We start from the raw sequence: 22,451 nt of genomic DNA, 5'->3' as shown, positions 1-22,451 counted from the left end.
TCAGGCCTCCAGCGCAATTAATACGGCGGTCTTTAGCTATAAAAATAATAGCAAAAAATGCGCTATCTCCAAAACGCCGAGCGCATCCCCGTCAAGGCTGACTGATAGCCCGTGTTGAAGAGCCATGCATTTTGCGGGCGCCGGCCGCGGCGGTGGCGTACCGCAGGGCAGGTAAGGCAGGGGTTAATTTTGTATAACCGGGGGGACACGGCCCCGCACGCGCTGCGGAGTGCCTGCGGATCCGCCGCGCGACCTGCCTGTGCGGGGGCGCATTGCTCCGTTCTTTCATCGACCGCCCCTTACCTTTTTCCATCGGCCGCCCATGACCCTTTCCAACCTGCTGCCCCTGCGGGGTGTGCGCATCCTGAGCCTGGCGTTGAATCTGCCGGGGCCCGCCGCCCTGCTGCGCTGCCAGCGCCTGGGCGCCGAATGCACCAAGCTCGAACCCCCGTCATCCGAAGGCCACGCCAGCGCGGACCCGATGGCGTTGTACAGCCCGCGGGCCTACGCGGCGATGCACGAACACGTCAGGGTGCTGCAAGCGCACCTCAAGACGGACGATGGCCAGGCCCAGCTGCAGGCTGAACTGGCGCGCACCGATGTGCTCATCACTTCGTTTCGGCCCTCGGCGCTGGCCAAGCTCGGGCTGGGCTGGGAATCGCTGCAGGCCCGCTACCCGCGGTTGTCGATGGTGCGCATCGTCGGCGCGCCCGGTGCCCGTGCCGAAGAGCCCGGGCATGACCTGACCTATCTGGCGCACGTCGGCCTGGTCACCGACACTGCACTGCCCCCGACCCTCTACGCCGACATGGGCGGCGCGCTGATGGCCAGCGAGGCCGTGCTGCAGGTGCAGCTGGCGCGCGCCGCGTCGGGCCAGGGCGAGTGCGTTGACATCGCGTTGTCGGACGCAGCGGCGTGGCTCGCCCACCCGCGCGACTGGGGGCTGACCCTGCCGGACGGCGACGTGGGCGGCGCGCATGCGGGCTACCGGGTCTATCCCTGCACGGACGGGCGTGTGGCGGTTGCAGCGCTGGAGCCGCATTTCTTCGCGCGGCTCGTGGCTGCGGCCGGTTTGCCCTCAGGCGCTGACCCGCGGTCGCCAGGCACCCACGCAGGCATCGCGGCGTTTTTGCGAAAGCAGACTCGCAGCGCGCTCGACAGCCTCGCGACGCGCGAGGACGTTCCCCTGCACACGCTGGGCTGAGCGGTGCACAAGCAAGGCACCGTCCTGCGCTGGGACGCCACGCGCGGTTTCGGCTTCATTCGCAGCGGCGATACGGGCGCCGATGTGTTCTTCCATGTGCGCGACCTGCAAGGTTTTGCGGCCCCTGCGGCCGGCATGGCCGTCGTCTATGAAGAGATCCATGTCGGGGGCAAAGGGCCGCGGGCGGTGGCGGTGCGTGCTGCCGGATCGACGTCGCCACAACGCGCGCGGCCTGATTGGCCTGGGGGCGACCACCCTCCATCCCGGCCGCCGCGCACACGGCCGCAGCCAGTATCAGCACGCGGCCCTTCCCAGGCCCGCGGCGGCAATGCGGCCGAAACAGGCCCACGCCGGGAAGCCGGCGGCCGCTCGCCAAGTCCTTCGAACCGGCCGCGCGCGCAGGAAAAGCCCGTACCCCGAGGCGGAACACTCGCCCTGGCGCTGATGGCCGGATGGCTTGCCTTGCTGATCTGGGGTGCCTGGTCGCATCGGCTGCCGATGTGGTGGCTCGGAGCGCAGGCGGCCCTCAATATGGTGACGTTCGCCGTCTATGCGGCCGACAAGGCCGCCGCGCAGAGCGGCGGATGGCGCGCCAGCGAAAGGCGCCTGCACCTGCTGGCCGTGCTGGGCGGGTGGCCCGCTGCGTGGTGGGCGCAGCAATGGCTGCGGCACAAGTCCAGCAAGGCATCGTTTCGTTCGGCCTATTGGGCAACGGTGATGGTGCATTGCGTCGCGCTGGTGGCGGTGCTTTTTTGGCAAGGCGCGATGATGCTACATTTTTAATAGCAATATGCCGGCGTATTGATTGCGCTGCAGGCCTTTTTGATCCCTATCCCTGCCGAGCCGGACTTGCGCCACTGGGAGGCGTCCGACACCCCTGCCGAGCCCTGCCCTACAGCGCTGCGGTCGAGACGAAGGCTCAATGGGCGTTGAACCCACAGCGAGAGGAAACCCATGAAGCCCTTCGTCCTCGACCCGGACATGACGTCCTCGGCCGGAACCTTCTACCCCACCGGCTATGTCTTCGCACTCTTTCCCGATGAGGCCGGCGCGCGAGATGCCGCCGAAGCGTTGTCGGCCGGCGGAGAGCGCACCGACATCGCCCACGCACCACCCGACGCGATCTTGCAGCACATCGTGCGCACCCTGGGCAATGCCGACACGCCCCTGCCCTCGGTGGGTGCCGAAGGCGTCATCGTGCGCCGCATCTCGGATCTGGCATCCGCCGGGCACCATGGCCTCTTGGTGAAGGCCGGGGATGACGATGATGCCGAAACCCTGCAAGCGGCGCTGGAGCCGCACGGCGCAGCAGCCGCGTTCTATTACCGCCGGCTCATCATCGAAGACCTGATCCCGCAACCCATCCCTTGAGACACGGCCGAGCCGGGGGCGCCCTGCCCCCGTGCCGCACGGCATTCGGGGGTTTGGCCGCCTTGGCCTTTGCCGCCCCTGTCGATATAGTGCGGCCATGGCCTGTCTTACCGCTTCGTCTGCCGGATGCTTTCCCTGCGCAGCGGTAGCGCCCGCCGCGGCCATTCTTCGGCGGCCTTCCGTCAGCCGCCATGCCGTATCCCGGTGACCGCATGGACGCGCCGCGCCCACTGCAAGGTCTCCGTCGGCGCCCCTGGACGTCCGGACTCGCCGGGCCGTTCATCGCCATCCTGATCCTGCAAGCCGTCGTGGCGTCCGCAAGCCTCTACGTGCTCTCCACGGTGCGCGCCTTCGTGGCCGGCGAGAGCCAGTGGACCAAAGGGCAGAAAGACGCGATCCACCACCTCGGCCAGTACGTCGCGACCGGCGAGGGTCGGCTGTACGAACAATTCCAGCAATCGCTGCAGGTTCCCATGGCCGACCGCGAGGCGCGCCTGCTGATCGAGGCACCCGACCCCGATCTGGCGGGAGCGCGCGAGGCCTTCCTGCGCGGCGGCAACCACCCCAGCGACGTCCCCGGGCTGATCTGGATGCTGCACCTGTTTCGCGACTACGAGATCCTTCGCGAGCCGATCCACCACTGGATGCAAGGCGACGAATACCTGCTGCGGCTGGACACGCTGTCGCGCGAGATTCGCGCCGGGTACATGGCTGGCGGCGTGACCCCGGACCGGGTGCAACGCTGGCAGCGGCAGGTGGACGAGATCGATGTGGGCGTGACGCCGGCGGCGACCGATTTCAGCGCCGCCATGGGTGAAAGCTCGCGGCGCATCATGGGCTGGCTGCTGTGGCTGAACGTGGCCACGGTCGCCGCGCTGATCGCGCTGACCATCGCCCACACGCGCCAACTGATGGGCCAGCGCCGCCAGGTCGAAGCCACGCTGGAGGCCGAACGCGAACAGGCGCGCACCACGCTGGCGGCCATCGGCGACGGCATCGTCACCACGGATCTGCAAGGCAACGTGCGCTACATGAACCCCGCTGCGGAAAGCCTGCTGGCCCGCACCCGGGAAGCCAGCGTGGGCATGCCCCTGGCCGAACTGCTGCATGTCGGCCACCGCGACCGGCCTGGAGACGCCGATGGCGTGGGTGCGGGTGCCGTTGACGGACTCGACGGCACTGACGCGACCCTGCAGAGCACCGCGCAGTTGCTGGAACGCGCGCTGCATGGCAACGCGGCGCAGCACGACGAGCGCCCGCACCGGATCGTGCGGCCGGATGCCACCACCGTGCCGGTCACGCTCGTCGGCTCGCCACTCATGAATCAGGGGCAGCTGGCGGGCGCCGTGCTGGTGCTGCACGACGTGACGCGCGAACAGCAATACCTGGAGCAGCTCGCCTGGCAGGCGAGCCACGACACGCTCACCGGCCTGGTAAATCGCCGCGAGTTCGAGCGCCGCCTGGCGCAGCTGCTGGCCAGGCCCCGCGCTTCGGAAGTGGCGGGGGCGCTGCTGTACATCGATCTGGACCAGTTCAAGGTGATCAACGACACCTGCGGCCACCCTGCGGGCGACGAGATGCTGCGGGAGGTCTGCCGCATGCTGCAGCGCGGCCTGCGCGAAGGCGACACCCTGGCGCGCCTAGGGGGCGACGAGTTCGGCGTGTTGCTGCAAGGCTGCCCGCCCCAGGTGGCCGAGCAGATCGCCGAGCAGATCCGCCACCACGCCCAGGAGTTGCGGCTGGCCTGGGGCCCGCGCACGCTGCGCACGGGCCTGAGCATCGGCCTGGTGCACCTGACCGCCGACCTCACCAGCCTGCAGGAAGTGCTGCGCGTGGCGGACATGGCCTGCTACGGCGCCAAGGAGCGCGGGCGCAACACGGTGTATGTCTACCAGTCGCAAGACGCCGCGATGTCGCGCCACCTGGACGACATGCACTGGGTGCAACGCATCCGGCAGGCGCTGGAGCAAAACCGCTTTCAGCTTTACATGCAGGAGATCGCGCCGCTGCGCGCGGCACCCGATGGAGGCGGTCTGCATGTGGAAGTGCTGCTGCGGTTGCAGGGCGAAGGCGGCCAGTCGATTTCACCCGGCGAATTCGTGCCGGCGGCGGAGCGATTCGGCCTGGCCCAGGCGCTGGACCGCTGGGTGGTCGAACACACGTTCGCCGCACTGGCCGCGCGGCGGCTGCAGCCGGACGCCAGGCCCATCACGCTGTGCGCCATCAACCTGTCCGGTATGAGCGTGGGCGACGAGAGCCTTCTGCAATACCTGCGCGAGCAGATGGCACGCTACGGTGTGCCAGCCGACCAGTTGTGCTTCGAGGTGACGGAAACCGCGGCCATCGCCTATCTGCCCAACGCCATTCATCTGATCCGCGAACTCAAGCAGCAAGGCTGCCATTTCGCGCTCGACGATTTCGGTTCGGGCATGTCGTCCTTCACCTACTTGCGCCACTTGCCGGTGGACTTCTTGAAGATCGACGGCGCGCTGGTGCGCGACATGCTGGAAGACTCCGCCAACCGGGCGATGGTGGAGATGATCAACCACATCGGCCACGTGATGGGCAAGCGCACCATCGCCGAGTTCGCCGAAACCCCGGCCATCCTGGAAGGACTGCGCGCCATGGGCGTGGACTATGCCCAGGGCCATGCCATCAGCCGGCCGGAGCCGATGCCGCATGCGCCGCCCCCAGCGCGCGGGGACGGGCCGCCAGGGCGGTCAGCGCCCCTTTCGGAACGCTTTGCCGGAAGGGACAGCGCCGCCGGAGGGCTTGCCGGCTAGGCCGGCGCGCGGCGGCAAGCCGGTGTGCTGGGTCAGCAAGCGGCCGGCCACCGGTTGCGCGGCCTTGGCCGCCGTGCCCTTGCCGGGCGCGATCTTGCGCGATGCCGCCACTGGCGACACTGGCGCGACGGTGCTGTTCTTGCGGCGCGCGCTCTGGTAGCTGCCGTCCGTCATCGGCTGGAAGGTCGGGATGAGGTGGTGCTTGCCGTTGCCGATCAGGTCGGCGCGGCCCATGGCCTTCAATGCGTCGCGCAGCAGCGGCCAGTTGTTGGGATCGTGGTAGCGCAGGAAGGCCTTGTGCAGGCGCCGGCGCTTGTCGCCGCGCACGATGTCCACCGTCTCGCTGTCGCGCGTGATCTTGCGCAGCGGGTTCTTGTTGCTGTGGTACATGGCCGTGGCGGTGGCCATGGGGCTCGGGTAGAACGTTTGCACCTGGTCGGCGCGAAAACCGTTCTTCTTGAGCCAGATGGCGAGGTGCATCATGTCCTCGTCGCTGGTACCCGGGTGCGCGGCGATGAAGTACGGGATCAGGAACTGCTTCTTGCCCGCCTCTTCGCTGAACTTCTCGAACATCTGCTTGAACTTGTCATAGCTGCCGATGCCCGGCTTCATCATCTTGGTGAGCGGGCCCTGCTCGGTATGCTCGGGCGCGATCTTGAGGTAGCCGCCGACGTGGTGCTGCACCAGCTCTTTCACGTACTCGGGCGACTTCACTGCCAGGTCGTAACGCAGGCCCGAGCCGATCAGAATCTTCTTGATGCCCTTGAGCGCGCGGCCGCGGCGGTAAATCTTGATCAGCGGGCCGTGGTCGGTCGTGAGGTTCTGGCAGATGCCCGGGTACACGCAGCTGGGCTTGCGGCACGCGGCCTCGATCTCGGGGCTCTTGCAGCCCAGGCGATACATGTTGGCGGTGGGGCCGCCCAGGTCGGAAATGGTGCCGGTGAAGCCGCTCACCTTGTCCCGGATGTCCTCGATTTCCTGAATGATCGAGTCTTCCGAACGGCTCTGGATGATGCGGCCCTCGTGCTCGGTGATCGAGCAGAAGGTGCAGCCTCCGAAGCAGCCCCGCATGATGTTCACGCTGAAACGGATCATTTCCCACGCGGGAATCTTGGTCGCGCCGTCGTGGCTGCCGTTCTCGTCGGCATAGCTGGGGTGCGGGCCACGGGCATAGTGCAGATCGAACACGTAGTCCATCTCGGCCGTGGTGAGCGGGATGGGCGGCGGGTTGATCCAGACGTCGCGCGCCGTCACGCCTTCGCCGTGCGCCTGCACCAGGGCACGGGCATTGCCGGGATTGGTTTCCAGGTGCAGCACGCGGTTGGCATGGGCATACAGCACCGGATCGCTCTTGACCTGCTCATAGCTGGGCAGGCGGATCACGCTGCGATCGCGCGGCGGCACCTTCAGCTTGGCTTTGAGGGCCGGGTTGGCCACGAACAGCATGGGCTGGATGGCCGGGTTGGGCTCGGCGGATTTCGATTCATTTTGCCCTTGTGCCCTAGTATCCATTGGCATGGATGCTATTGAATCAGGAGCATCCTCCTTGGTGCAGGTGCTGCCTTGGGCAGCCGCCTGCTCGCTGGTCGTCATGTAGGGGTTGACGTGCGCCTCGACGCGGCCGGGCTCGTCCACGCTGGTGGAGTCGATCTCGAACCAGCCCTGGCCGGTTTCGTCGTCGGGCCGGCGAACGAAGGCGGTGCCGCGCACGTCGGTGATCTGCTCCACGGGCTCGCGGGCGGCCAGGCGGTGCGCCACTTCGACCAGCGCGCGCTCGGCATTGCCGTACAGCAGCAGATCGCACTTGGCATCCACCACGATGGAGCGCCGCACCTTGTCGCTCCAGTAGTCGTAATGGGCGATGCGTCGCAGGCTGCCTTCGATGCCGCCCAGGATGATGGGCACGTCCTTGTAGGCTTCGCGGCAGCGCTGGCTGTACACGATGGCCGCGCGGTCGGGGCGCTTGCCGCCCACGTCGCCGGGGGTGTAGGCGTCGTCGCTGCGGATCTTCCGGTCGGCGGTGTACCGGTTGATCATCGAATCCATGTTGCCCGCCGTCACGCCCCAGAAAAGGTTCGGGCGGCCCAGCGCCTTGAAGGCATCGGCGCTCTGCCAGTCGGGCTGGGCGATGATGCCCACGCGAAAGCCCTGCGCCTCCAGCGTGCGGCCGATCACCGCCATGCCGAAGCTGGGGTGGTCCACATAGGCATCGCCGGTGACGAGGATCACGTCGCAGCTGTCCCAGCCGAGGCGCTCCATCTCGGTGCGGCTCATGGGCAGGAACGGGGCCGTGCCGAAGCGTTTCGCCCAATACGGGCGATAGCTGGTCAGCGGCTTCGCGGCGCGCGCGAAAAAGGAAACGTCAACGGGGGCGTTCATGGAGGGCAAGGCGTGGGGAAGCCGCGATTTTAGGCGCTTGGGCCTTCCATGTCGAAACAAGGGCCAAGGCCTGCCCGGCCCGCCATCGCGTTTCCTCCGATGGCAGCCGGTTTATGCCCGCCATTCACCACTCGCCGGATGCCCGCACGCGCTGGTCCAGGTCGGGGGCGGGAGGGTCGCCGTAGGGAGAATGCAACTCCAGCCCCCAGGCGGGCCCGGCCAGTTGCCAGACGCCTGCCCGGTGGGCCGGCAGGTCGGCGTCGCCAGCGGCGGCGGGCAAGGCCATGGCGTTCAGAACGTGGGTCAGCTCGGGCCGCAGGCGATGTGCCTGTTGGCGAGATGCGTGCGTGCAGTAAGCTCCGTCGCCCCATGCCAAGCACCCTGCGAAACCCCGTCCACAGCGAACTCGTCATCAAGAAGAGCCGGTTCATCGGCTGCGTACAGACCATGGCCGACCGGGCTTCGGCGCAGGCGATGGTCGATGCGATGTGGCAGGCCCACCCAGGGGCGGCCCACATCTGCTGGGCCCTTCTGGCGGGCGGGCAGTCGGCCGCGGTGGACGACGGCGAACCGAGCGGCACCGCCGGCAGGCCGATGCTGGAGGTGCTGCGCCACCAAGATCTGGAGGGCGTGCTGGCCACGGTGGTGCGCTACTTCGGGGGCGTCAAGCTGGGCGCGGGAGGATTGGTTCGGGCCTATACCGACGCTATCGCGCAGGCACTGCTGCAAGCCGACAAGGTGCCGCTGCAGCGCATGGTGGCACTTCGCTGCGAGGTGCCCTACGCGCTGGAGGGCTTGGTCCGCCGAGAGATTGACGCCATAGGCGCCACGCTGGGCGAGGTCGCACACGGATCGCAAGTCACCCTGCACGTTCAGCTGCCGCAGCCAGCGGCTGAGGCGTTCGTGCAGCGCCTGAACGATGCCTGCCAGGGGCGCATCGGCTGGATCGCTCCGTGACCACCCGGCCGAAAGTGCCCTGCACCTACAGGCCCTTGCGGCCGGCACGGGGGACACTCGGGCCTTACCAATAAGCGAGGAGACCGACCCATGAGCCAGCCCCTGGACGCCATCATCATCGGCGCGGGATCGGCCGGACTGGCTGCATTGCGCGAAGTGCGCAAGCGCACCGACCGCGTGCTGATCGTCAACGACGGGCCCTGGGGCACCACTTGCGCGCGCGTGGGCTGCATGCCCTCCAAGATGCTGATCGAGGCGGCCAATGCCTACCACCGCCGGCACGCTTTCGAGACTTTCGGCATTTGCGGCAAGGAAGGCCTCTCGGTCGATATGCCCGCCGTGCTGCAACGCGTGCGCGCATTGCGAGACGACTTCGTGGCGGGCACGGAAAAGGCTTCGGCGGTCGGCAAGCAGGGCATTTCGGGGCATGCGCGGCTGCGCGGCCCGGACACGGTGGAGGTGGATGGCCAGACCTACAAGGCGCGCAGCATCATCATCGCCACCGGCTCACGGCCCATCGTTCCACAAGAGTGGCAGGCTTTCGGCGACCGCATCCTGACGACTGACACGCTCTTCGAGCAGCCCACGCTGGGGCCGCGCATCGCCGTCATCGGGCTGGGCCCCCTGGGTGCCGAACTGGCGCAGGCCCTGTCGCGTCTGGGAGTCGAAGTCGCGGCCTTTTCCACCGGGCCGTCCTTGGCGGGGTTGTCCGACCCCGACATCCATGAAACGCTGCAGGCGCTGCTGAAAGAAGAGTTCGTCGTCAACGTGGGCGACGAGGCCCGGCTGCGCGAAGTGCCGGGCGGCATCGAAGTGAGCAACGGCAGTGCGACGGTGGTGGTGGACCAGGTGCTCGCCGCCATGGGCCGGCGCCCCAACATCGAACACCTGGGCCTCGACACGCTGGGGGTGGAACTGGACGAAAACGGCAAGCCGCCCGTGGATTCGCGAAGCATGCAGATCGGCAGCCTGTCCGTGTTCATGGCCGGCGACGCCGACGACCGCAGGCCCCTTTTGCATGAAGCCTCTGACGAAGGGCACATCGCGGCTCTGAATGCCGTCGCCGCCGAACCCCAGGGCTTTCGCCGGCGCACGCCCCTGTCCATCGTGTTCACGCAACCGAATGCGGCGGTGGTCGGCAGCCGCTGGAAGGACTTGAAAGACGGCGACTTCGTGACCGGCTCGGTGGACTTTTCCCGCCAGGGCCGGGCGCGTGCAGCGCAGCACAATCATGGGCGCCTGAAGGTGTATGCGGAGCGCGAAACCGGCCGGATTCTGGGCTCTGAAATGTGCGCGCCCAGCGGGGAGCACATGGCGCATCTGATCGCGCTGGCCATCGACCGCTCGCTCACCGTGCAGGACCTGCTGCGCATGCCGTTCTATCACCCGGTACTGGAAGAAGGCCTGCGCACGGCACTGCGCGATGCGGCATCGCACCTGCCCCGTGTCAGCGATTCGGACCTGTCCGCCTGCTCGGCCTATGGGGCCAGCGCACTCGATTGAAAATGCCCTGCAACCGAGTGCTTCAGTTCCGCGCCGGTGTGCCGAAAAGAAGGGATCTTTCCCCTCGCCCCATCCGGGGCCTTTGCAGGAGCCTCCCATGGATGTCACGCTTTCCCAGTCCGTCGTCAACACCGCCACGGCCATGGCCAGCCAGAAAAACTCCGATGCGCTGAATATCCGGGTGCTGAAAAAGGCGCTGGATACGCAAGAGGCGTCGGCCGCCCTGCTGATCGACTCGATGAAGCAATCGATGCCCCAACCGGGTCTGGCGACCTCGGGGGCTTTGGGCACCCAGGTCAATACCTTCGCATAAGTTTCGCGCGGGGTGGGGTGGGCGGCTTTACATACGGCGCCTTTGGACCACAGGCGAACCAGTGACTCAAAGACTTGGCCAGCACCCGTTTATGATACTTAAAATATACTTTTTCTAAAAAAAGAGTATAAATAAGATCATGAATAACGATCTGATCCAAAGTTTGGCCCTGGCTCGCAAAGCCAATCACTTCACGCAAGCGCAATTGGCCGAACAGGCCGGCCTGTCGCGCATGACCGTGCAACGCACCGAAGCGGGGGATCTCGATCCCCGTTATTCCACGCTGGCCGAAATGGCCAGGGTATTGGGAATGGACATCATCGCCGTGCCCAGCAGCCTGCGGCCCAGCCTGCAAGCCTTCATCCAGTCGGGCGGCAGATTTCTCGGGCAGCCGGAGGGCGTGGATGCCCCCCCGTCGGTCATCGACCGCCTTCGCACAGAAAGCTGACATGCGGGCCCGCTGAGCTGCCATGAGCACCTCCATCCGCTACCTGCGCCTTTACCTGCACCGCCCGGCCCGCCAGGGCGGAGGTCGCCTTCCGATCGGCTACCTGTCCCAATACGGGGACATCCTGCGGGTGTCGTTTGACGGCAGCTACATCGACGACCCCGAACGCCCCACCCTCTCGCTCAGCTACCGCGGCGACACGGAAGCCGCCACGCGGCAGATCCTGGCCTCGGCACGCGACAGCCGCCTGGTGCGCACCGACGGGCGCTGGCCGGTGTACTTTCAAAACCTGCTGCCCGAGGGGCACAACCGCGAACGCCTGGCCCGGGAGCGCCGCTGCAGCCCCGACGACGAGTTCGAACTGCTCGCTGCCGCGGGGCGCGACCTGATGGGCGCGCTCGAGGTCGAACCCGTGCCGGCGCAGGAAGGCGTGCCTGACGTGGTGCGCCATTGGCACACCACGCAGGGGCTGGATGTGCTGGAGCCCGGCTTCGTCGAATACCCCGTGGAAGACGCCGCATCGCTGCCTGGCGTGGTGACCAAGTTCAGCGCCGTCCAGGAAGGCCGCCGATACCGCGTGCAGCGCAAGGGGGCTGCTGGCAGCGTGATCCTGAAATTGCCCACCAGTGCCCACCCGGACCTGGTTGCGAACGAATACGCCGGCTACCAGCTGTGCAAAGCGCTCGGGCTGGATTGCGCCGAGGCGAGCATCGTCACCCGTGCCGACGCCGAATTGCCGGAAGCCGTGCCATTCGACGACATCCTGGCCGTGCAGCGCTTCGACCACCTGCCCGGCGGCGAGCGGGTGCACATGGAGGAGTTCAACCAGGTGCTCGGCTATGCGCCCCGGCAGAAGTACGGCAAGGGCATCGTGCAGGACTACGCCACCATGCTGCGCGTGCTCGACCGCCTGAGCCACCAGCCGGTTCAGGACACGCGCGAGTTCCTGGCACGCATGGTGGCCTTCATCCTGATGGGCAACACCGATGCACACCTGAAAAACTGGGCGCTCGTCTATCCGGACGGGCACGCGCCCCAACTGGCGCCGCTGTACGACCCCGTCTGCGTCGCCGCTTTCTTCGAAGGGACGCCAGAGAACCAATACGCGGTGAACCGGGCCATCGACCGCACGCTGCGGGCCTTTTCCTGGGACGACATGGAGGCGCTGATCAAATCGGCAGGGCTGATGCGTGCGCCCCGGCACCTGGCGCTGTTGCGCGAACTGGTACACCAGGCACAGCGCGAATGGCCCGCGCACCTGCTCCAGGCTCCACCCGCCATGCAGCGGGCAGTCCAGGAGCGGCTGGCGGGTGGAGTGGCCCTGGCGCGTGTTTGAAGTCGGCCAGAGCAGCCCCTGCCCAGTTCCCCGGGATTGACCGGTTGGCCGCCGCCGCACCGCCTGATAAAAAGGTGGAAAGACGCTCGCGGCCTTTGGGCGTCTCTCACCCTTCGCCTTCGCTTGTCGATCATCTGCATGCCGCTTCCCACCCTGACCTCCCCCGACTCCCTCTGCGCCGCCTCGGAACGCGGCGCCCTGCAGGTGCCCTATCTCAAGCGCTGCTGGTCCCGCTGGAGGGCGGCGCGCAAGGGCCGTGCCGTCGATGGCGACAACGAGTTCCACCGCACGCAGATCGTGCTCGGAGCACTCGGCCTGGGACTGGAGCAGACGATGCACTACGCCCTGAGAGAAGCGCAGGACTTTGCCACCTTCGAGGACTGGATCGTGCGCACGGCCGGTCAGCCCGATGCCAGCACGATCGCCCGAATCCAGGCGCTGGTGGACGGCGGCCCGGCCCCTGAAGCCGTCGCGCGACTGCATGCGCAGATCGATGCCGCGGCGCCGGTGCTCGACGCCGACGACCTGGCTTGCTGGAATGAGCACGGCTTCGTGATCGTGCGCGAAGCGGTGTCCGCCGCCGACAGCGCCGAGGCCGCCCAGGCGGTCTGGGACACCGTGGGCGCATTGCCGCACGACGTGGAGTCCTGGTATGCCAAAGCGCCCCGCAACATCATGGTGCAGCGGTTTCAGCACCCGGCCTTCGAGCGGAACCGCCGTTCGCCGCGCATTCACAAGGTCTTCGCGCAACTGTGGGGCACTGCGGACCTGTGGCGCACCACCGACCGCTGCGGCTTCAACGTGCCCGAGCGCCCGGGCCATCCGTATGGCGGCCAGGGCCTGCATTGGGACGTGAGCCTGGAGCAGCCCATTCCTTTCAGCACCCAGGGCATCCTTTACCTGACGGATACGCCACCGGAGCAAGGCGCCCTCACCGTGGTGCCGGGCTTTCACCGCAAGATCGGCGATTGGCTGGCCGACCTGCCGCAGGGGGCGGCCCCTCGCAGCCAGGACTTTTCCGCCCTGGGCGCAAGGGCCATCGGAGCGGGCGCAGGCGACCTGGTCATCTGGCACCAGGCGCTGCCCCACGGCGCCAGCCCGAACCGGGGCGCCCTGCCCCGCCTGGTGCAGTACATCAACATGTTCCCTGCCGAATTGACAATTCACCCGAACTGGCGTTGAGCACACAAAAGGAGACGGGCCGCATGGACACCACCGCTACGCACCCCGCACATTCCGCGACCACCTTCGTCGCGACCCATGCGGGCGATGCCACGTTCGATCTGGTGGAGTCGGTAGAGGGCTGATGCCGAACGGGGCCTGCGTTATTTGGCGGCGGTCTGCGCGCTCACCCGCCAGACCGTGTTGCCCACGTCATCGGCCACCAGCAATCCACCGCGCGCATCGACCGCCACGCCCACCGGGCGGCCGTAGGCATCGCCGTCCTGGCTGACGAATCCGGTCAGCACGTCCACCGGCAGGCCCTTGGGCTGGCCGTTTTCGAACGGCACGAAAACCACCTTGTAGCCGCTGCGGGGCTTGCGGTTCCACGAGCCGTGCAGGCCGACGAAGGCCCCGTTCGACCATTGAGTGGGCAAGCCTTTGCCGGCCTCCGCCGATGCGCCGGTGAAGGCGAGCCCCAGCGGTGCCACATGGCTGCCCAGCGCGTAGTCGGGAGCAACGGCTTTCGCCACCTTGTCAGGCTGGGGCGGCTGCACCCGCACATCGACATGCTGGCCGTAATAGCTGTAGGGCCAGCCGTAGAAAGCACCGTCCTTCACCGAGGTGAGGTAGTCGGGCACGAGGTCGCTGCCGATCTCGTCGCGCTCGTTCACGACCGTCCACAGCGCGCCGGTGCCCGGCGCCCATCCCATGCCATTGGGGTTGCGCAGGCCGCTGGCGAAGATGCGGTGGGCGCCGCTTGCGCGGTCCACCTCCCAGATCGCGGCACGGCCTTCTTCGGCTTCGATGCCGTTTTCCGCCACGTTGCTGTTGGAGCCGACCGTCACGTAAAGCTTGTTGCCGTCCGGACTGGCGATGAGGTTCTTGGTCCAGTGGTGGTTGAACGGCAGCCCCGGCAGGTCCACCACCTTCGTGGCCTGCGCCGTGATGGCGGTCTGGCCCGCCGTGTAGGGAAAGCGCACGACAGCATCGGTGTTGGCCACATAGAAATCGCCGCCCACCAGCGCCATGCCGAACGGTGAATGCAGCCCCTGCAGGAACACGCTGCGCGTTTCCGCCACCCCGTCGCCATCGGTATCGCGCAGCAAGGTGATGCGGTCGGCAGAAGGGGCGCCAGAGCCTGCGCGGCCCATGACCTTGCCCATGACCCAGTTGCGCACGTTCTTCACGAGGCCTTGATCTTCCTTGGGCTTGGCCGGGGTGTTGCTTTCCGCAACCAGCACGTCGCCATTGGGCAGCACGTACACCCAGCGCGGGTGGTCCAGCCCTTTCGCCAGCGCCGTGACCTGCATGCCGGCCATGGGCGTGGGCAGCATGCCGTCCGGCCAGCCCTTGGCGGGTGCGATATGAACGGTGGGGATGAGTGTCTTGTGAGGCTCGGGCAGCGTGGGCGACGCACCGATGCCGGCTTCGGGGGGCAACTGCGCCGTGTCTCCGCAGCCCGCCAGCAAGGCGGTCAGAGCGCAGGCCAGAGCCACTGCGGACCAACCAGGCAGCGAAGGCGCTGGGCGCGGGAAATGGAGGGAGCGTGGTGCGTGCATGGGAAACCTGCCTTCTGTTCTGTGCTGAGCTTGGCTGTGATCGGAAACATCACGGCGGTCCGCCGCGATGCCGCACAGTGTGCAGCGCCAGCGGGGCAGGCCCTGTCAGCCAGAAACGCGAATGCGCAGGACGGGGACTGCCCAGCCTGCGCATTCGTGGAAACAAAGGCCAACAGGCCACCGCCGCTGCCTCGGCGGCGGTTGGGTCCGGTGCTTCAATCCACCTTGATGTTGGCCGCCTTGATCACCTGCGCCCACTTGGCCACTTCGGCCTTCTGGAAGGTGGAGATCTGAGCGGTCGTCATGTCTGCAGGCTCCATGCCGAAGCTCTTGAGGCGGGCCTGCATGTCCGGCTGCGCGAGGATCTTGCGAATTTCGGTGTGCAGCCGCGTGACGACCGGCTCGGGCGTGCCGGCGGGCACGAAGATGGCCTGCCACGACTGGACTTCGAAGTCGTTCAGGCCCTTGATGCCCGATTCGGCAACCGTCGGCACGTCAGGCATCGAGCCCAACCGCTTGGCCGAGGTGACGGCAATGGCGCGCAGCTTGCCGCTCTGGATGTGCGGCCCCGCCACCACCGTGGTGTCGAACATCATGTCCACCTGGCCGCTGATCACGTCCTGAATGGCCGGGCCGCTGCCCTTGTACGGCACATGGGTGAACTTCACGCCCGATTTGTAGGCCAGCAGTTCCAGCGCCAGATGCTGCGAAGTGCCCGTGCCGGCAGACGCCGACGACAGGCCGCCCGATTTGGCGCGGGCCGCATCCAGCACGTCTTTCAGGGTTTTATAGGTGCTGCTCGCCGCCACGACCAGCACCACGGGGTTGGTGCCGATGAGCGTGACCGGTGCGAACGACTTCACGGGGTCGTAGCCGAGCTTGGGATACAGGCTCACGTTGATGGCGTGCGAGCTGATGGTGCCGCCCAGCAGCGTGTAGCCGTCCGGTGCCGCGCGTGCCGCGACTTCCGAGCCGACGCTGCCCCCGGCCCCGCCCTTGTTGTCCACCACGACCGTGGTGCCCAGGGCCGTACCCAGCTGCTGGCTGATCAGCCGGCCGAGCGTGTCCGTGGTGCCGCCCGCCGCGAACGGCACAAGGTAAGTGATCGTCTTGCCGGTGGGCCAGGCGCCCTGCGCGAAGGCCGGCAGGCCGATGGCGCTGCTGGCGGCCGAAGCGGCTGCGGCGGCGATGAAGGTTCTGCGTTGCATGTGCGTTGTCTCCTGTGGTTTTGAAAAGCTAGACCGCACCACGCGTTTCCACGTAGAGCGAGTAAATCGAATGGCTGCTGGCCATGAACAACCGGTTGCGCTTGGGGCCGCCGAAGACGAGGTTGGGACAGCGCTCGGGCAGGCGGATGTGGCCGATGGCCTTGCCGGCAGGGTTGAACACCATCACGCCGTCCAGGTCGGCCGCGACCGAATCGGCCGCGCCGGTGCTGCCCCAGCCGCACCACAGGTTGCCGTCTTCATCGACCTTGAAACCATCGAGCGCGCCGGCCCCGCCCTCGATCAGCACGGTCGGGTTCGCAAGCCCTTGGCGGGCCGTGACGTCGTAGCGCACGATCTGGCGGCGGCCTTCGGCCGTGCGCGCCACGAGATAAAGCTGTTTTTCGTCCGGCGTGAAGGCCAGTCCGTTCGGAAAGCGCGCCTCCAGCACCTTGTCCAGCCGCCCGGACGGATCGATGCGGTACAGGGCGTGGGGCAGCTCGGACACGGCCTTGTCGCCTTCCCAGTGGCCGCCGATGCCGACCGGCGGATCGGTGAACCAGACCGAGCCGTCGCTCGGGCAGACGATGTCGTTGGGCGAGTTCAACCGCTTGCCTTCGAAGCGGTCGGCCAGCACGGTGATGCTGCCGTCGTACTCGGTGCGGGTCACGCGGCGGGTCAGGTGCTCGCAGGCCAGCAGCCGGCCCTGCCGGTCACGGCCCAAACCGTTGGAGAAGTTGGAGGGCTGACGGAACACGCCCGTCTGGCCCGTGGCTTCGTCCCAGCGCAGGATGCGGTTGTTGGGAATGTCGGAAAACAGCAGATAGCGGCCGTCGCCGAACCACACCGGGCCTTCGACCCAGCGAAAGCCGGTGGCGATCTGCTCCACGCTGCTGCTGAACAGGCGGTACTTTGCAAACGACGGGTCAAGCACCTGCACCGACGGGTCGGGATACCGCTGCTGCGGCTTGAAATCGAAGGACTGCGCCTGCGCCAGCCCGGTGGCCGTGGCGGCCAGCGCCCCTGCCATGAAGCGCCGGCGCGATGCGGGGACGCCCGATGCAGCGGTCTGGTTGGCTTTTTCCATGTCCATGGTCTTGTCTCCGATAGTGATCTTGTTTTTTTGCCAGGTTGGCCGGCCACGGCCACGGCCACCAGCGCGGTGCCGGCTGGCGACCGTGTGGGCGCCGCGCGTGCGCTGAGCGCCGCGAGGCGGCCAATGCACCGGCCGCTCAGGGCAGATCGACGATCTCTACCCAGTTCGGGTTCTTGCCAGCCGCCACGCGCGTGGGCGTGCCGGGAACGCCAGTCGCCGGGTCGATGGGATGCAGCGAAACGCTGTGGGAGTCTTGCCCGGCCGCGATCAGAAAGCGCCCTGACGAGTCGATGGCAAACCCGCGGGGAGATTTTTCGGTGGGCACCTGGCCCAGTGGTTCGAGCTGCCCCGTGGCCGCATCGACGCGGAAGGTGGACAGCGTGCTGGACGTGCGCTCCGAGGCATACAGCGTGCGGCCATCCGGCGACAGGTGCAGGTCGGCCGCCCACGGCTTGCCGGTGAAGCCCGGCGGCAGCGTGGTGGTGCGCTGCACTTCGCGCAGGGTGCCGCGCTCCGCGTCGTAGTCCAGCACATGCAGGGCCGCGTCGAGCTCGTCCACCACGTACATGTGGCGCTGCGCCTTGTCCCAGACGAAGTGGCGCGGGCCGGCCTTCTCGGGGGCGATGGCGGTCAGCGCCGGCTCGTTGGCGGTGAGCTTGCCGGTGGCGGCGTCGAAGCGCCAACTGGAGAGATGGTCACCCCCCAGGCTGGTCGCGAAGACGTAGCGGTTGGCTGCGTCGGCATGGATGGCGTGCGCGTTGGGCGCCGTGGGAATGAGCTGCTGCACCGCGCCCACCAGTCCGTCCTTGTCGATGCTGTTGACCGTGATCTTGTGGCCCGGGTACGAGGCGGCGAACAGCCAGCGGCCGGTGGCATCGGTGTCGATGTTGGCCATGCTGTCCGCCAGGGGCGCCTCGCCCAGCTTCTTCAGCCGGCCGCTGGCCGGGTCGATGCCCAGCGTCACCACGCGAAAGGGTTGCGAGCGCAGGGCCACGTAGAGCTGCCGCTTGTCGGGCGACACGGCCATGGGCATGGCCTGCCCGCCCACCGGCAGGGTTTCCACCGGCTGCAGCCGGGCCGCGGCGCGGTCCAGCTCGTACACCGACACATCCTGGCTGTCGGCATTCGACACATAGACCCAGGTGGCGGCCGACGCCGCGCCACTGGCCGCCATCAGCACAGCAGCGGCCAGGGGCGCCAGCGCCGAAGCGCGCAAAAAGGCAGAAGGAAGGGCCATGGATTGCTCTCTTTTCAAAGTCACTTGACCACCATGAACATGCTGGGCAGCCAGGTCGAGAAAGCCGGCACGAAGGTCACCAGCGCCAGCGCGAAGATCAGCGCGCCATAGAACGGCCAGATGGTGCGCATGACCGTGCCCACCGACACCCCGCCGATCGCGCAGCCCACGAACTGGGTCGTGCCCACGGGTGGCGTGTTCAGGCCCAGCGCGCAATTGATCAGCATGACGATGCCGAACTGCACCGAGCTCATGCCGTAGTGCTGGGCGATGGGCAGGAAAATCGGTGTGCACAGCAAGATGGTGGCGGCCATGTCCAGGAACGTGCCCAGCACGAACAGGATGATGTTGATCAGCAAAAAGATCACCCATGGCGTGCTGGTCACCTGCGACAGCATCTGGCCCGTGAGTTCGGCCACGCCGTACAGACTGATGAGATAGCCGAAGGTGCTGGAGATGCCGATCAGCAGCAGGATCACGCCGGTCGTGCGAACCGCCTTGGACGCTGCCTTGATGAAGTGGTCCCATGTCAGCGTGCGGTACAGGAACACCGTGAGGGCCAGCGCATACAGCACGGCGACGGCGGCCGACTCGGTCGCGGTGAAGATGCCCGAGAGAATCCCGCCCAGGATCAGCACGACGATGAACAGCCCCGGCAGCGCTGCGGCGAACGAGCGCCCGACGATCTGCCAGCCCGGGAACGTGCCGGCCGGGTAGCCGCGCTTGACCGCCACGAAGTACGCCGCCGCCAGGTTGCTGAGGGTGAGCACCAGCGCAGGAATCAGCGCCGCGAGGATCAGCGCCGCGATCGACACCTTGCCGCCCGCCGCCAGCGAATAGATGATGAGGTTGTGGCTGGTGGGCATGAGCGCGCCCACCAGCGCCGCGTGCGTCGTCACGTTGACGGCGTAGTCGGCGTGGTAGCCCTCTTTCTTCATCATCGGGATCATCACGGCACCCATGGCCGACACGTCGGCCACCGGCGAGCCCGAGACGCCGCCGAACAGCGTGCAGGCGACCACATTGGACATGCCCAGCCCGCCGCGCACGTGGCCCACCAAACTGCGCGCGAAATTGACGATGCGGTCCGCGATGCCGCCATACAGCATCAGCTCACCGGCGAAGATGAAGAACGGAATGGCCAGGAACGAGAAGATGCCCATGCCAGAAGTCATCTGCTGAAAGCCGACCTCCAGGGGCAGGCCTTCGTACAGCAGGGTGGCCAGGGCCGACAGGCCGATGGAAAACGCCACGGGCACGCCCAGCAGCAGGAACAGCGTGAACGACACGCTCAGGATCAAAAGTGGCACGGTCATGATGTTCTTCTCTTCAGCCCCAGGCGGGTTCGACTTCGCGGCCCTGGGCCAGCGCGATGATGTGTTCGATCGAGAACATCACGATCAGGACCCCGGCGATCGTGGCCGGCACGTATTTCCAACCCTCGGAGATCCACAGCGTGGGCAGCCGGTAGTCCCACACCGACTGCGCGAGCGACGCGCAGCTGTAGGCCATCACGGCACCGAACACGAGCACCAGCGCATGGATGAGGTATTCCATCTTCAGGCGCAGCCAGTCGGGCGCCAGCACCAGGAACGATTCAAGGCCGATGTGGCCGGCGTCGCGCACGCCCACGGCCACGCCGAACATCGTGACGTAGATCACCAGCAGCAAGGCCAGGCTTTCCGCCCAGGTGGGGGTGTTGTTGAGCACATAGCGGCCGAACACCTGCCAGCTCACGGCGCAGATCACTGCGACCAGGCCGAGGATGCCCAGCCACATGCAGACACGGGCAAGCGTGCGGCAAATTTGGGTATACATGTCGTTATGAATGAAAAAGGCCCCCGGCGCAATATCCGCTAGGGCACCATGCTATTAATTTAAGAGCAAAAAAAGCCCACTTCAGGAAGTGGGCGGTGAAGGGGCTTACTGGGTGTCCTGAACGCGCTTGACCAGGTCCTTGAGCTTGGCGTCCGGAATGAACTTGTCATACACGGGCTTCATGGCGGCCTGGAACGCGGTCTTGTCGATTTCGATGATTTCGGCACCGCCGGCCTTCACCGTCGCCAGCGACTTGATCTCGCGCTCGGCCCATTGCTTGCGCATGTAAGGCACCGACTCCTTGGCGGCCTGGCGGATCCAGCCTTGCTCTTCGGGCGACAGGCGATCCCAGGCGCGCTTGGAATACAGCAGCATCTCGGGGGCCATCGAGTGCTCGGTCTTGGTGTAGTACTTGGCCACTTCGAACGAGCGCGAGCTTTCGTAGGTGGGGTAGTTGTTTTCAGCGGCATCGATCAGGCCGGTCTTGAGGCCCGTGTACACCTCGCCCATCGGCATGGGCGTGGCATTGGCGCCCATGGCTTCGAGCATCGACACCCACAGGTCGGACTGCTGCACGCGCACTTTCAGGCCCTTCATGTCGGCAAAGGTGCGCACCGGGCGCTTGGCGGTGAACATCGAGCGGGCACCGCTGTCGTAATAGGCCAGGCCCACGAAGCCCTGCTTTTCGCACGCCTTCAGGATCTCTTCGCCGATGGGGCCGTCCAGCACCTTGTGCAGATGCTCGACCGAGCGGAACAGGAACGGCATCGTGGGCACCACGGTTTCGGGGCAGATGTTGTTCATCGCGCCGATGTTGATGCGCACCATCTGCAGCGCACCGATCTTGGCCTGCTCGATGGTGTCCTTCTCGCTGCCCAGAGCGCCGTTGTTGAACACCTTGATGGTGTGCTTGCCGCCTGACAGGGCCTTCAAACGTTCGCCCATGAACTTGACGGCCGTCACGGTGGGATAGTCGTCGGGGTGGATGTCCGCGGAGCGCAGTTCGGTGGCCTGCGCGGCGCCGAAGCTCAGCGTCAGCGCGGCCAGCGCCGCCAGGGTGGTCTTGATGAATTTCATGGGTTTGCCTCGTCTCTTTTGCTGTTGGAAATACGTTTGGGGGAGAAAACGATGGGGAGCCGCGCCGAACTCAACCGTGGGCGGTGCATTCTGGCTCGGGCATTCCCTGGGTGCCGGGCCGCAATGCAAACAAACCGCCAGCCAAAGGCTGGTCCGACAGGTCCACGCCGCCGGGGCGGATGGAGGTCACGTACAGCGTGTCCAACTGCGATCCGCCGAAGGCGCACATGGCGGGTTTTTTCACCGGCACGGCCAGGGAGCGGTCCAGCCGGCCATCCGGCGTGAAGCGGTGCACCAGGCCTGCGTCGTTGCCGCAGATCCAGTAGCCGCCATCCACATCGATCGCCGCGCCATCGGGCCGGCCGGGCAGCGGGTTCATGTCGGCGAACAGGCGGCGGTTGCTCGGCGTGCCGGTATCGGTGTCGTAGTCTAAGGCCCAGATCGCCTGCACCTGGGGGTGCGAGTCCGACAGGTACATGGTGCACCCGTCGGGGCTGAAGGCGATGCCGTTGGGTACGATCAGCTCGCCCAGGCCCAGGTCGGTGCCCGCGCCAGCAGCCATTTCCTCGGCGCCGAACCGGTACACCTTGCCCACGCGGGCGGCAGCGCCCATGTCCTGCAGCATGGTGCCGGCGATGAAGCGGCCCTGGCGGTCGCAGCGGCCATCGTTGAAGCGCATGCCCGGCCGGGCGTGACCAGCAGCGGCGACGCGGCGGGACTGCAACGCGCCCGAGACTGCGCCGTCCTCCGGCAGATCCAGCTGGAACCAGCCGCTTTCCAGGCCCGCCATCCAGCGGCCCGAATGGCCGGCTACGGGAGCGATGCAGGCAATCATCTCAGGCGCCTTCCACTGCGCCTGTTCCCCCGACTGCGCAGACCAGCGGTGCAACACGCCCTGCGGAATGTCCACCCAATACAGCGCCTGCTCCGCGGGGCGCCACACCGGGCTCTCGCCCGTGGCGCAGCGCGCATCCAGCACCAGTTCCGCGCCGGTGTCCATG

General features: G+C 66.9%; 20 protein-coding genes. 10 read left to right on the top strand and 10 right to left on the bottom strand.

All coding sequences use genetic code 11. The features are described 5' to 3' along the window. Window positions 1-322: 322 nt before the first annotated feature. The 4 genes from AVHM3334_RS04250 to AVHM3334_RS04235 all read left to right on the top strand — a co-directional run bounded on the left by AVHM3334_RS04250 (window position 323) and on the right by AVHM3334_RS04235 (window position 5,358). Entirely contained in the window at window positions 323-1,204 is an 882-nt protein-coding gene (locus AVHM3334_RS04250; RefSeq protein WP_284409934.1) for a CoA transferase, read from the top strand. 3 nt (window positions 1,205-1,207) lie between these two features. Further along, a complete protein-coding gene (locus AVHM3334_RS04245) occupies window positions 1,208-1,987 on the top strand; it encodes a DUF1294 domain-containing protein (protein WP_284409932.1) in 780 nt (259 codons plus the stop codon). A gap of 171 nt (window positions 1,988-2,158) precedes the next feature. Continuing rightward, complete coding sequence (locus AVHM3334_RS04240; RefSeq protein ID WP_284409930.1) at window positions 2,159-2,575, top strand: hypothetical protein; 417 nt, start codon at window positions 2,159-2,161, stop codon at window positions 2,573-2,575. Window positions 2,576-2,787: 212 nt separating this feature from the next. Continuing rightward, window positions 2,788-5,358: an EAL domain-containing protein gene (locus AVHM3334_RS04235; RefSeq protein WP_284409928.1), complete on the top strand. Its 2,571-nt coding sequence runs from the start codon at window positions 2,788-2,790 to the stop codon at window positions 5,356-5,358. Here the strand turns inward: AVHM3334_RS04235 and AVHM3334_RS04230 are convergent. Both AVHM3334_RS04230 and AVHM3334_RS04225 read right to left on the bottom strand, forming a co-directional pair. After that, window positions 5,296-7,737: a YgiQ family radical SAM protein gene (locus AVHM3334_RS04230; RefSeq protein WP_284409926.1), complete on the bottom strand. Its 2,442-nt coding sequence runs from the start codon at window positions 7,735-7,737 to the stop codon at window positions 5,296-5,298. The genes AVHM3334_RS04235 and AVHM3334_RS04230 overlap by 63 nt on opposite strands. A 124-nt stretch (window positions 7,738-7,861) precedes the next feature. Further along, a complete protein-coding gene (locus AVHM3334_RS04225; RefSeq protein WP_284409924.1) occupies window positions 7,862-8,023 on the bottom strand; it encodes a hypothetical protein in 162 nt (53 codons plus the stop codon). A gap of 83 nt (window positions 8,024-8,106) precedes the next feature. On the opposite strand from AVHM3334_RS04225, the gene AVHM3334_RS04220 reads away from it, so the two are divergent. The 6 genes from AVHM3334_RS04220 to AVHM3334_RS04195 all read left to right on the top strand — a co-directional run bounded on the left by AVHM3334_RS04220 (window position 8,107) and on the right by AVHM3334_RS04195 (window position 13,476). Beyond that, window positions 8,107-8,694: an IMPACT family protein gene (locus tag AVHM3334_RS04220; RefSeq protein ID WP_284409922.1), complete on the top strand. Its 588-nt coding sequence runs from the start codon at window positions 8,107-8,109 to the stop codon at window positions 8,692-8,694. 90 nt (window positions 8,695-8,784) lie between these two features. Next, window positions 8,785-10,197: a dihydrolipoyl dehydrogenase gene (locus AVHM3334_RS04215; protein WP_284409920.1), complete on the top strand. Its 1,413-nt coding sequence runs from the start codon at window positions 8,785-8,787 to the stop codon at window positions 10,195-10,197. Window positions 10,198-10,294: 97 nt separating this feature from the next. Then, on the top strand, window positions 10,295-10,510 hold the full coding sequence (locus AVHM3334_RS04210) for a YjfB family protein (RefSeq protein WP_284409918.1): 216 nt from the start codon (window positions 10,295-10,297) through the stop codon (window positions 10,508-10,510). A 139-nt stretch (window positions 10,511-10,649) separates the two neighbouring features. After that, entirely contained in the window at window positions 10,650-10,958 is a 309-nt protein-coding gene (locus AVHM3334_RS04205; protein WP_284409916.1) for a helix-turn-helix transcriptional regulator, read from the top strand. 22 nt (window positions 10,959-10,980) lie between these two features. Then, window positions 10,981-12,294 (top strand): type II toxin-antitoxin system HipA family toxin, encoded by a 1,314-nt coding sequence (locus AVHM3334_RS04200; protein ID WP_284409914.1) that lies wholly within the window; start codon window positions 10,981-10,983, stop codon window positions 12,292-12,294. 138 nt (window positions 12,295-12,432) lie between these two features. Beyond that, entirely contained in the window at window positions 12,433-13,476 is a 1,044-nt protein-coding gene (locus AVHM3334_RS04195) for a phytanoyl-CoA dioxygenase family protein (RefSeq protein ID WP_284409912.1), read from the top strand. A 143-nt stretch (window positions 13,477-13,619) separates the two neighbouring features. Here AVHM3334_RS04195 and AVHM3334_RS04190 read toward each other — a convergent pair whose 3' ends face one another. The 8 genes from AVHM3334_RS04190 to AVHM3334_RS04155 all read right to left on the bottom strand — a co-directional run bounded on the left by AVHM3334_RS04190 (window position 13,620) and on the right by AVHM3334_RS04155 (window position 22,450). Then, window positions 13,620-15,017, bottom strand: a complete 1,398-nt coding sequence (locus AVHM3334_RS04190; protein WP_284409910.1) for a PQQ-dependent sugar dehydrogenase — start codon at window positions 15,015-15,017, stop codon at window positions 13,620-13,622. A 215-nt stretch (window positions 15,018-15,232) separates the two neighbouring features. Next, window positions 15,233-16,225, bottom strand: coding sequence for a Bug family tripartite tricarboxylate transporter substrate binding protein (locus tag AVHM3334_RS04185; RefSeq protein ID WP_284409908.1), 993 nt, complete (start codon window positions 16,223-16,225; stop codon window positions 15,233-15,235). A 28-nt stretch (window positions 16,226-16,253) separates the two neighbouring features. Continuing rightward, complete coding sequence (locus tag AVHM3334_RS04180; RefSeq protein ID WP_502869851.1) at window positions 16,254-17,309, bottom strand: SMP-30/gluconolactonase/LRE family protein; 1,056 nt, start codon at window positions 17,307-17,309, stop codon at window positions 16,254-16,256. Between the two features lie 145 nt (window positions 17,310-17,454). Next, window positions 17,455-18,555: a lactonase family protein gene (locus AVHM3334_RS04175; protein WP_284409906.1), complete on the bottom strand. Its 1,101-nt coding sequence runs from the start codon at window positions 18,553-18,555 to the stop codon at window positions 17,455-17,457. A gap of 20 nt (window positions 18,556-18,575) precedes the next feature. Next, window positions 18,576-19,871, bottom strand: coding sequence for a TRAP transporter large permease (locus AVHM3334_RS04170; protein ID WP_284409905.1), 1,296 nt, complete (start codon window positions 19,869-19,871; stop codon window positions 18,576-18,578). A 13-nt stretch (window positions 19,872-19,884) separates the two neighbouring features. After that, window positions 19,885-20,373, bottom strand: a complete 489-nt coding sequence (locus tag AVHM3334_RS04165; RefSeq protein WP_284409903.1) for a TRAP transporter small permease — start codon at window positions 20,371-20,373, stop codon at window positions 19,885-19,887. 105 nt (window positions 20,374-20,478) lie between these two features. Then, complete coding sequence (locus AVHM3334_RS04160) at window positions 20,479-21,450, bottom strand: TRAP transporter substrate-binding protein (protein ID WP_284409899.1); 972 nt, start codon at window positions 21,448-21,450, stop codon at window positions 20,479-20,481. A 70-nt stretch (window positions 21,451-21,520) separates the two neighbouring features. Beyond that, a complete protein-coding gene (locus tag AVHM3334_RS04155; RefSeq protein ID WP_502869848.1) occupies window positions 21,521-22,450 on the bottom strand; it encodes an SMP-30/gluconolactonase/LRE family protein in 930 nt (309 codons plus the stop codon). Window position 22,451 lies beyond the last annotated feature (1 nt).

Source organism: Acidovorax sp. SUPP3334, from assembly GCF_030159055.1.
In the GTDB taxonomy this organism is placed as follows: Bacteria; Pseudomonadota; Gammaproteobacteria; order Burkholderiales; family Burkholderiaceae_C; genus Paracidovorax.
The sequence above is the reverse complement of the archived record's forward strand: the minus strand, read 5'-3'. Positions and strand labels throughout refer to the sequence as shown.

Coding starts and splice junctions, on each gene's coding strand:
- AVHM3334_RS04250 (WP_284409934.1), top strand. CDS start 323: ATGACCCTTTCCAACCTGCTGCCCCTGCGGGGTGTGCGCATCCTGAGC.
- AVHM3334_RS04240 (WP_284409930.1), top strand. CDS start 2,159: ATGAAGCCCTTCGTCCTCGACCCGGACATGACGTCCTCGGCCGGAACC.
- AVHM3334_RS04235 (WP_284409928.1), top strand. CDS start 2,788: ATGGACGCGCCGCGCCCACTGCAAGGTCTCCGTCGGCGCCCCTGGACG.
- AVHM3334_RS04230 (WP_284409926.1), bottom strand. CDS start 7,737: ATGAACGCCCCCGTTGACGTTTCCTTTTTCGCGCGCGCCGCGAAGCCG.
- AVHM3334_RS04225 (WP_284409924.1), bottom strand. CDS start 8,023: ATGGCCTTGCCCGCCGCCGCTGGCGACGCCGACCTGCCGGCCCACCGG.
- AVHM3334_RS04220 (WP_284409922.1), top strand. CDS start 8,107: ATGCCAAGCACCCTGCGAAACCCCGTCCACAGCGAACTCGTCATCAAG.
- AVHM3334_RS04215 (WP_284409920.1), top strand. CDS start 8,785: ATGAGCCAGCCCCTGGACGCCATCATCATCGGCGCGGGATCGGCCGGA.
- AVHM3334_RS04210 (WP_284409918.1), top strand. CDS start 10,295: ATGGATGTCACGCTTTCCCAGTCCGTCGTCAACACCGCCACGGCCATG.
- AVHM3334_RS04205 (WP_284409916.1), top strand. CDS start 10,650: ATGAATAACGATCTGATCCAAAGTTTGGCCCTGGCTCGCAAAGCCAAT.
- AVHM3334_RS04200 (WP_284409914.1), top strand. CDS start 10,981: ATGAGCACCTCCATCCGCTACCTGCGCCTTTACCTGCACCGCCCGGCC.
- AVHM3334_RS04195 (WP_284409912.1), top strand. CDS start 12,433: ATGCCGCTTCCCACCCTGACCTCCCCCGACTCCCTCTGCGCCGCCTCG.
- AVHM3334_RS04190 (WP_284409910.1), bottom strand. CDS start 15,017: ATGCACGCACCACGCTCCCTCCATTTCCCGCGCCCAGCGCCTTCGCTG.
- AVHM3334_RS04185 (WP_284409908.1), bottom strand. CDS start 16,225: ATGCAACGCAGAACCTTCATCGCCGCCGCAGCCGCTTCGGCCGCCAGC.
- AVHM3334_RS04180 (WP_502869851.1), bottom strand. CDS start 17,309: ATGGAAAAAGCCAACCAGACCGCTGCATCGGGCGTCCCCGCATCGCGC.
- AVHM3334_RS04175 (WP_284409906.1), bottom strand. CDS start 18,555: ATGGCCCTTCCTTCTGCCTTTTTGCGCGCTTCGGCGCTGGCGCCCCTG.
- AVHM3334_RS04170 (WP_284409905.1), bottom strand. CDS start 19,871: ATGACCGTGCCACTTTTGATCCTGAGCGTGTCGTTCACGCTGTTCCTG.
- AVHM3334_RS04165 (WP_284409903.1), bottom strand. CDS start 20,373: ATGTATACCCAAATTTGCCGCACGCTTGCCCGTGTCTGCATGTGGCTG.
- AVHM3334_RS04160 (WP_284409899.1), bottom strand. CDS start 21,450: ATGAAATTCATCAAGACCACCCTGGCGGCGCTGGCCGCGCTGACGCTG.
- AVHM3334_RS04155 (WP_502869848.1), bottom strand. CDS start 22,450: ATGGACACCGGCGCGGAACTGGTGCTGGATGCGCGCTGCGCCACGGGC.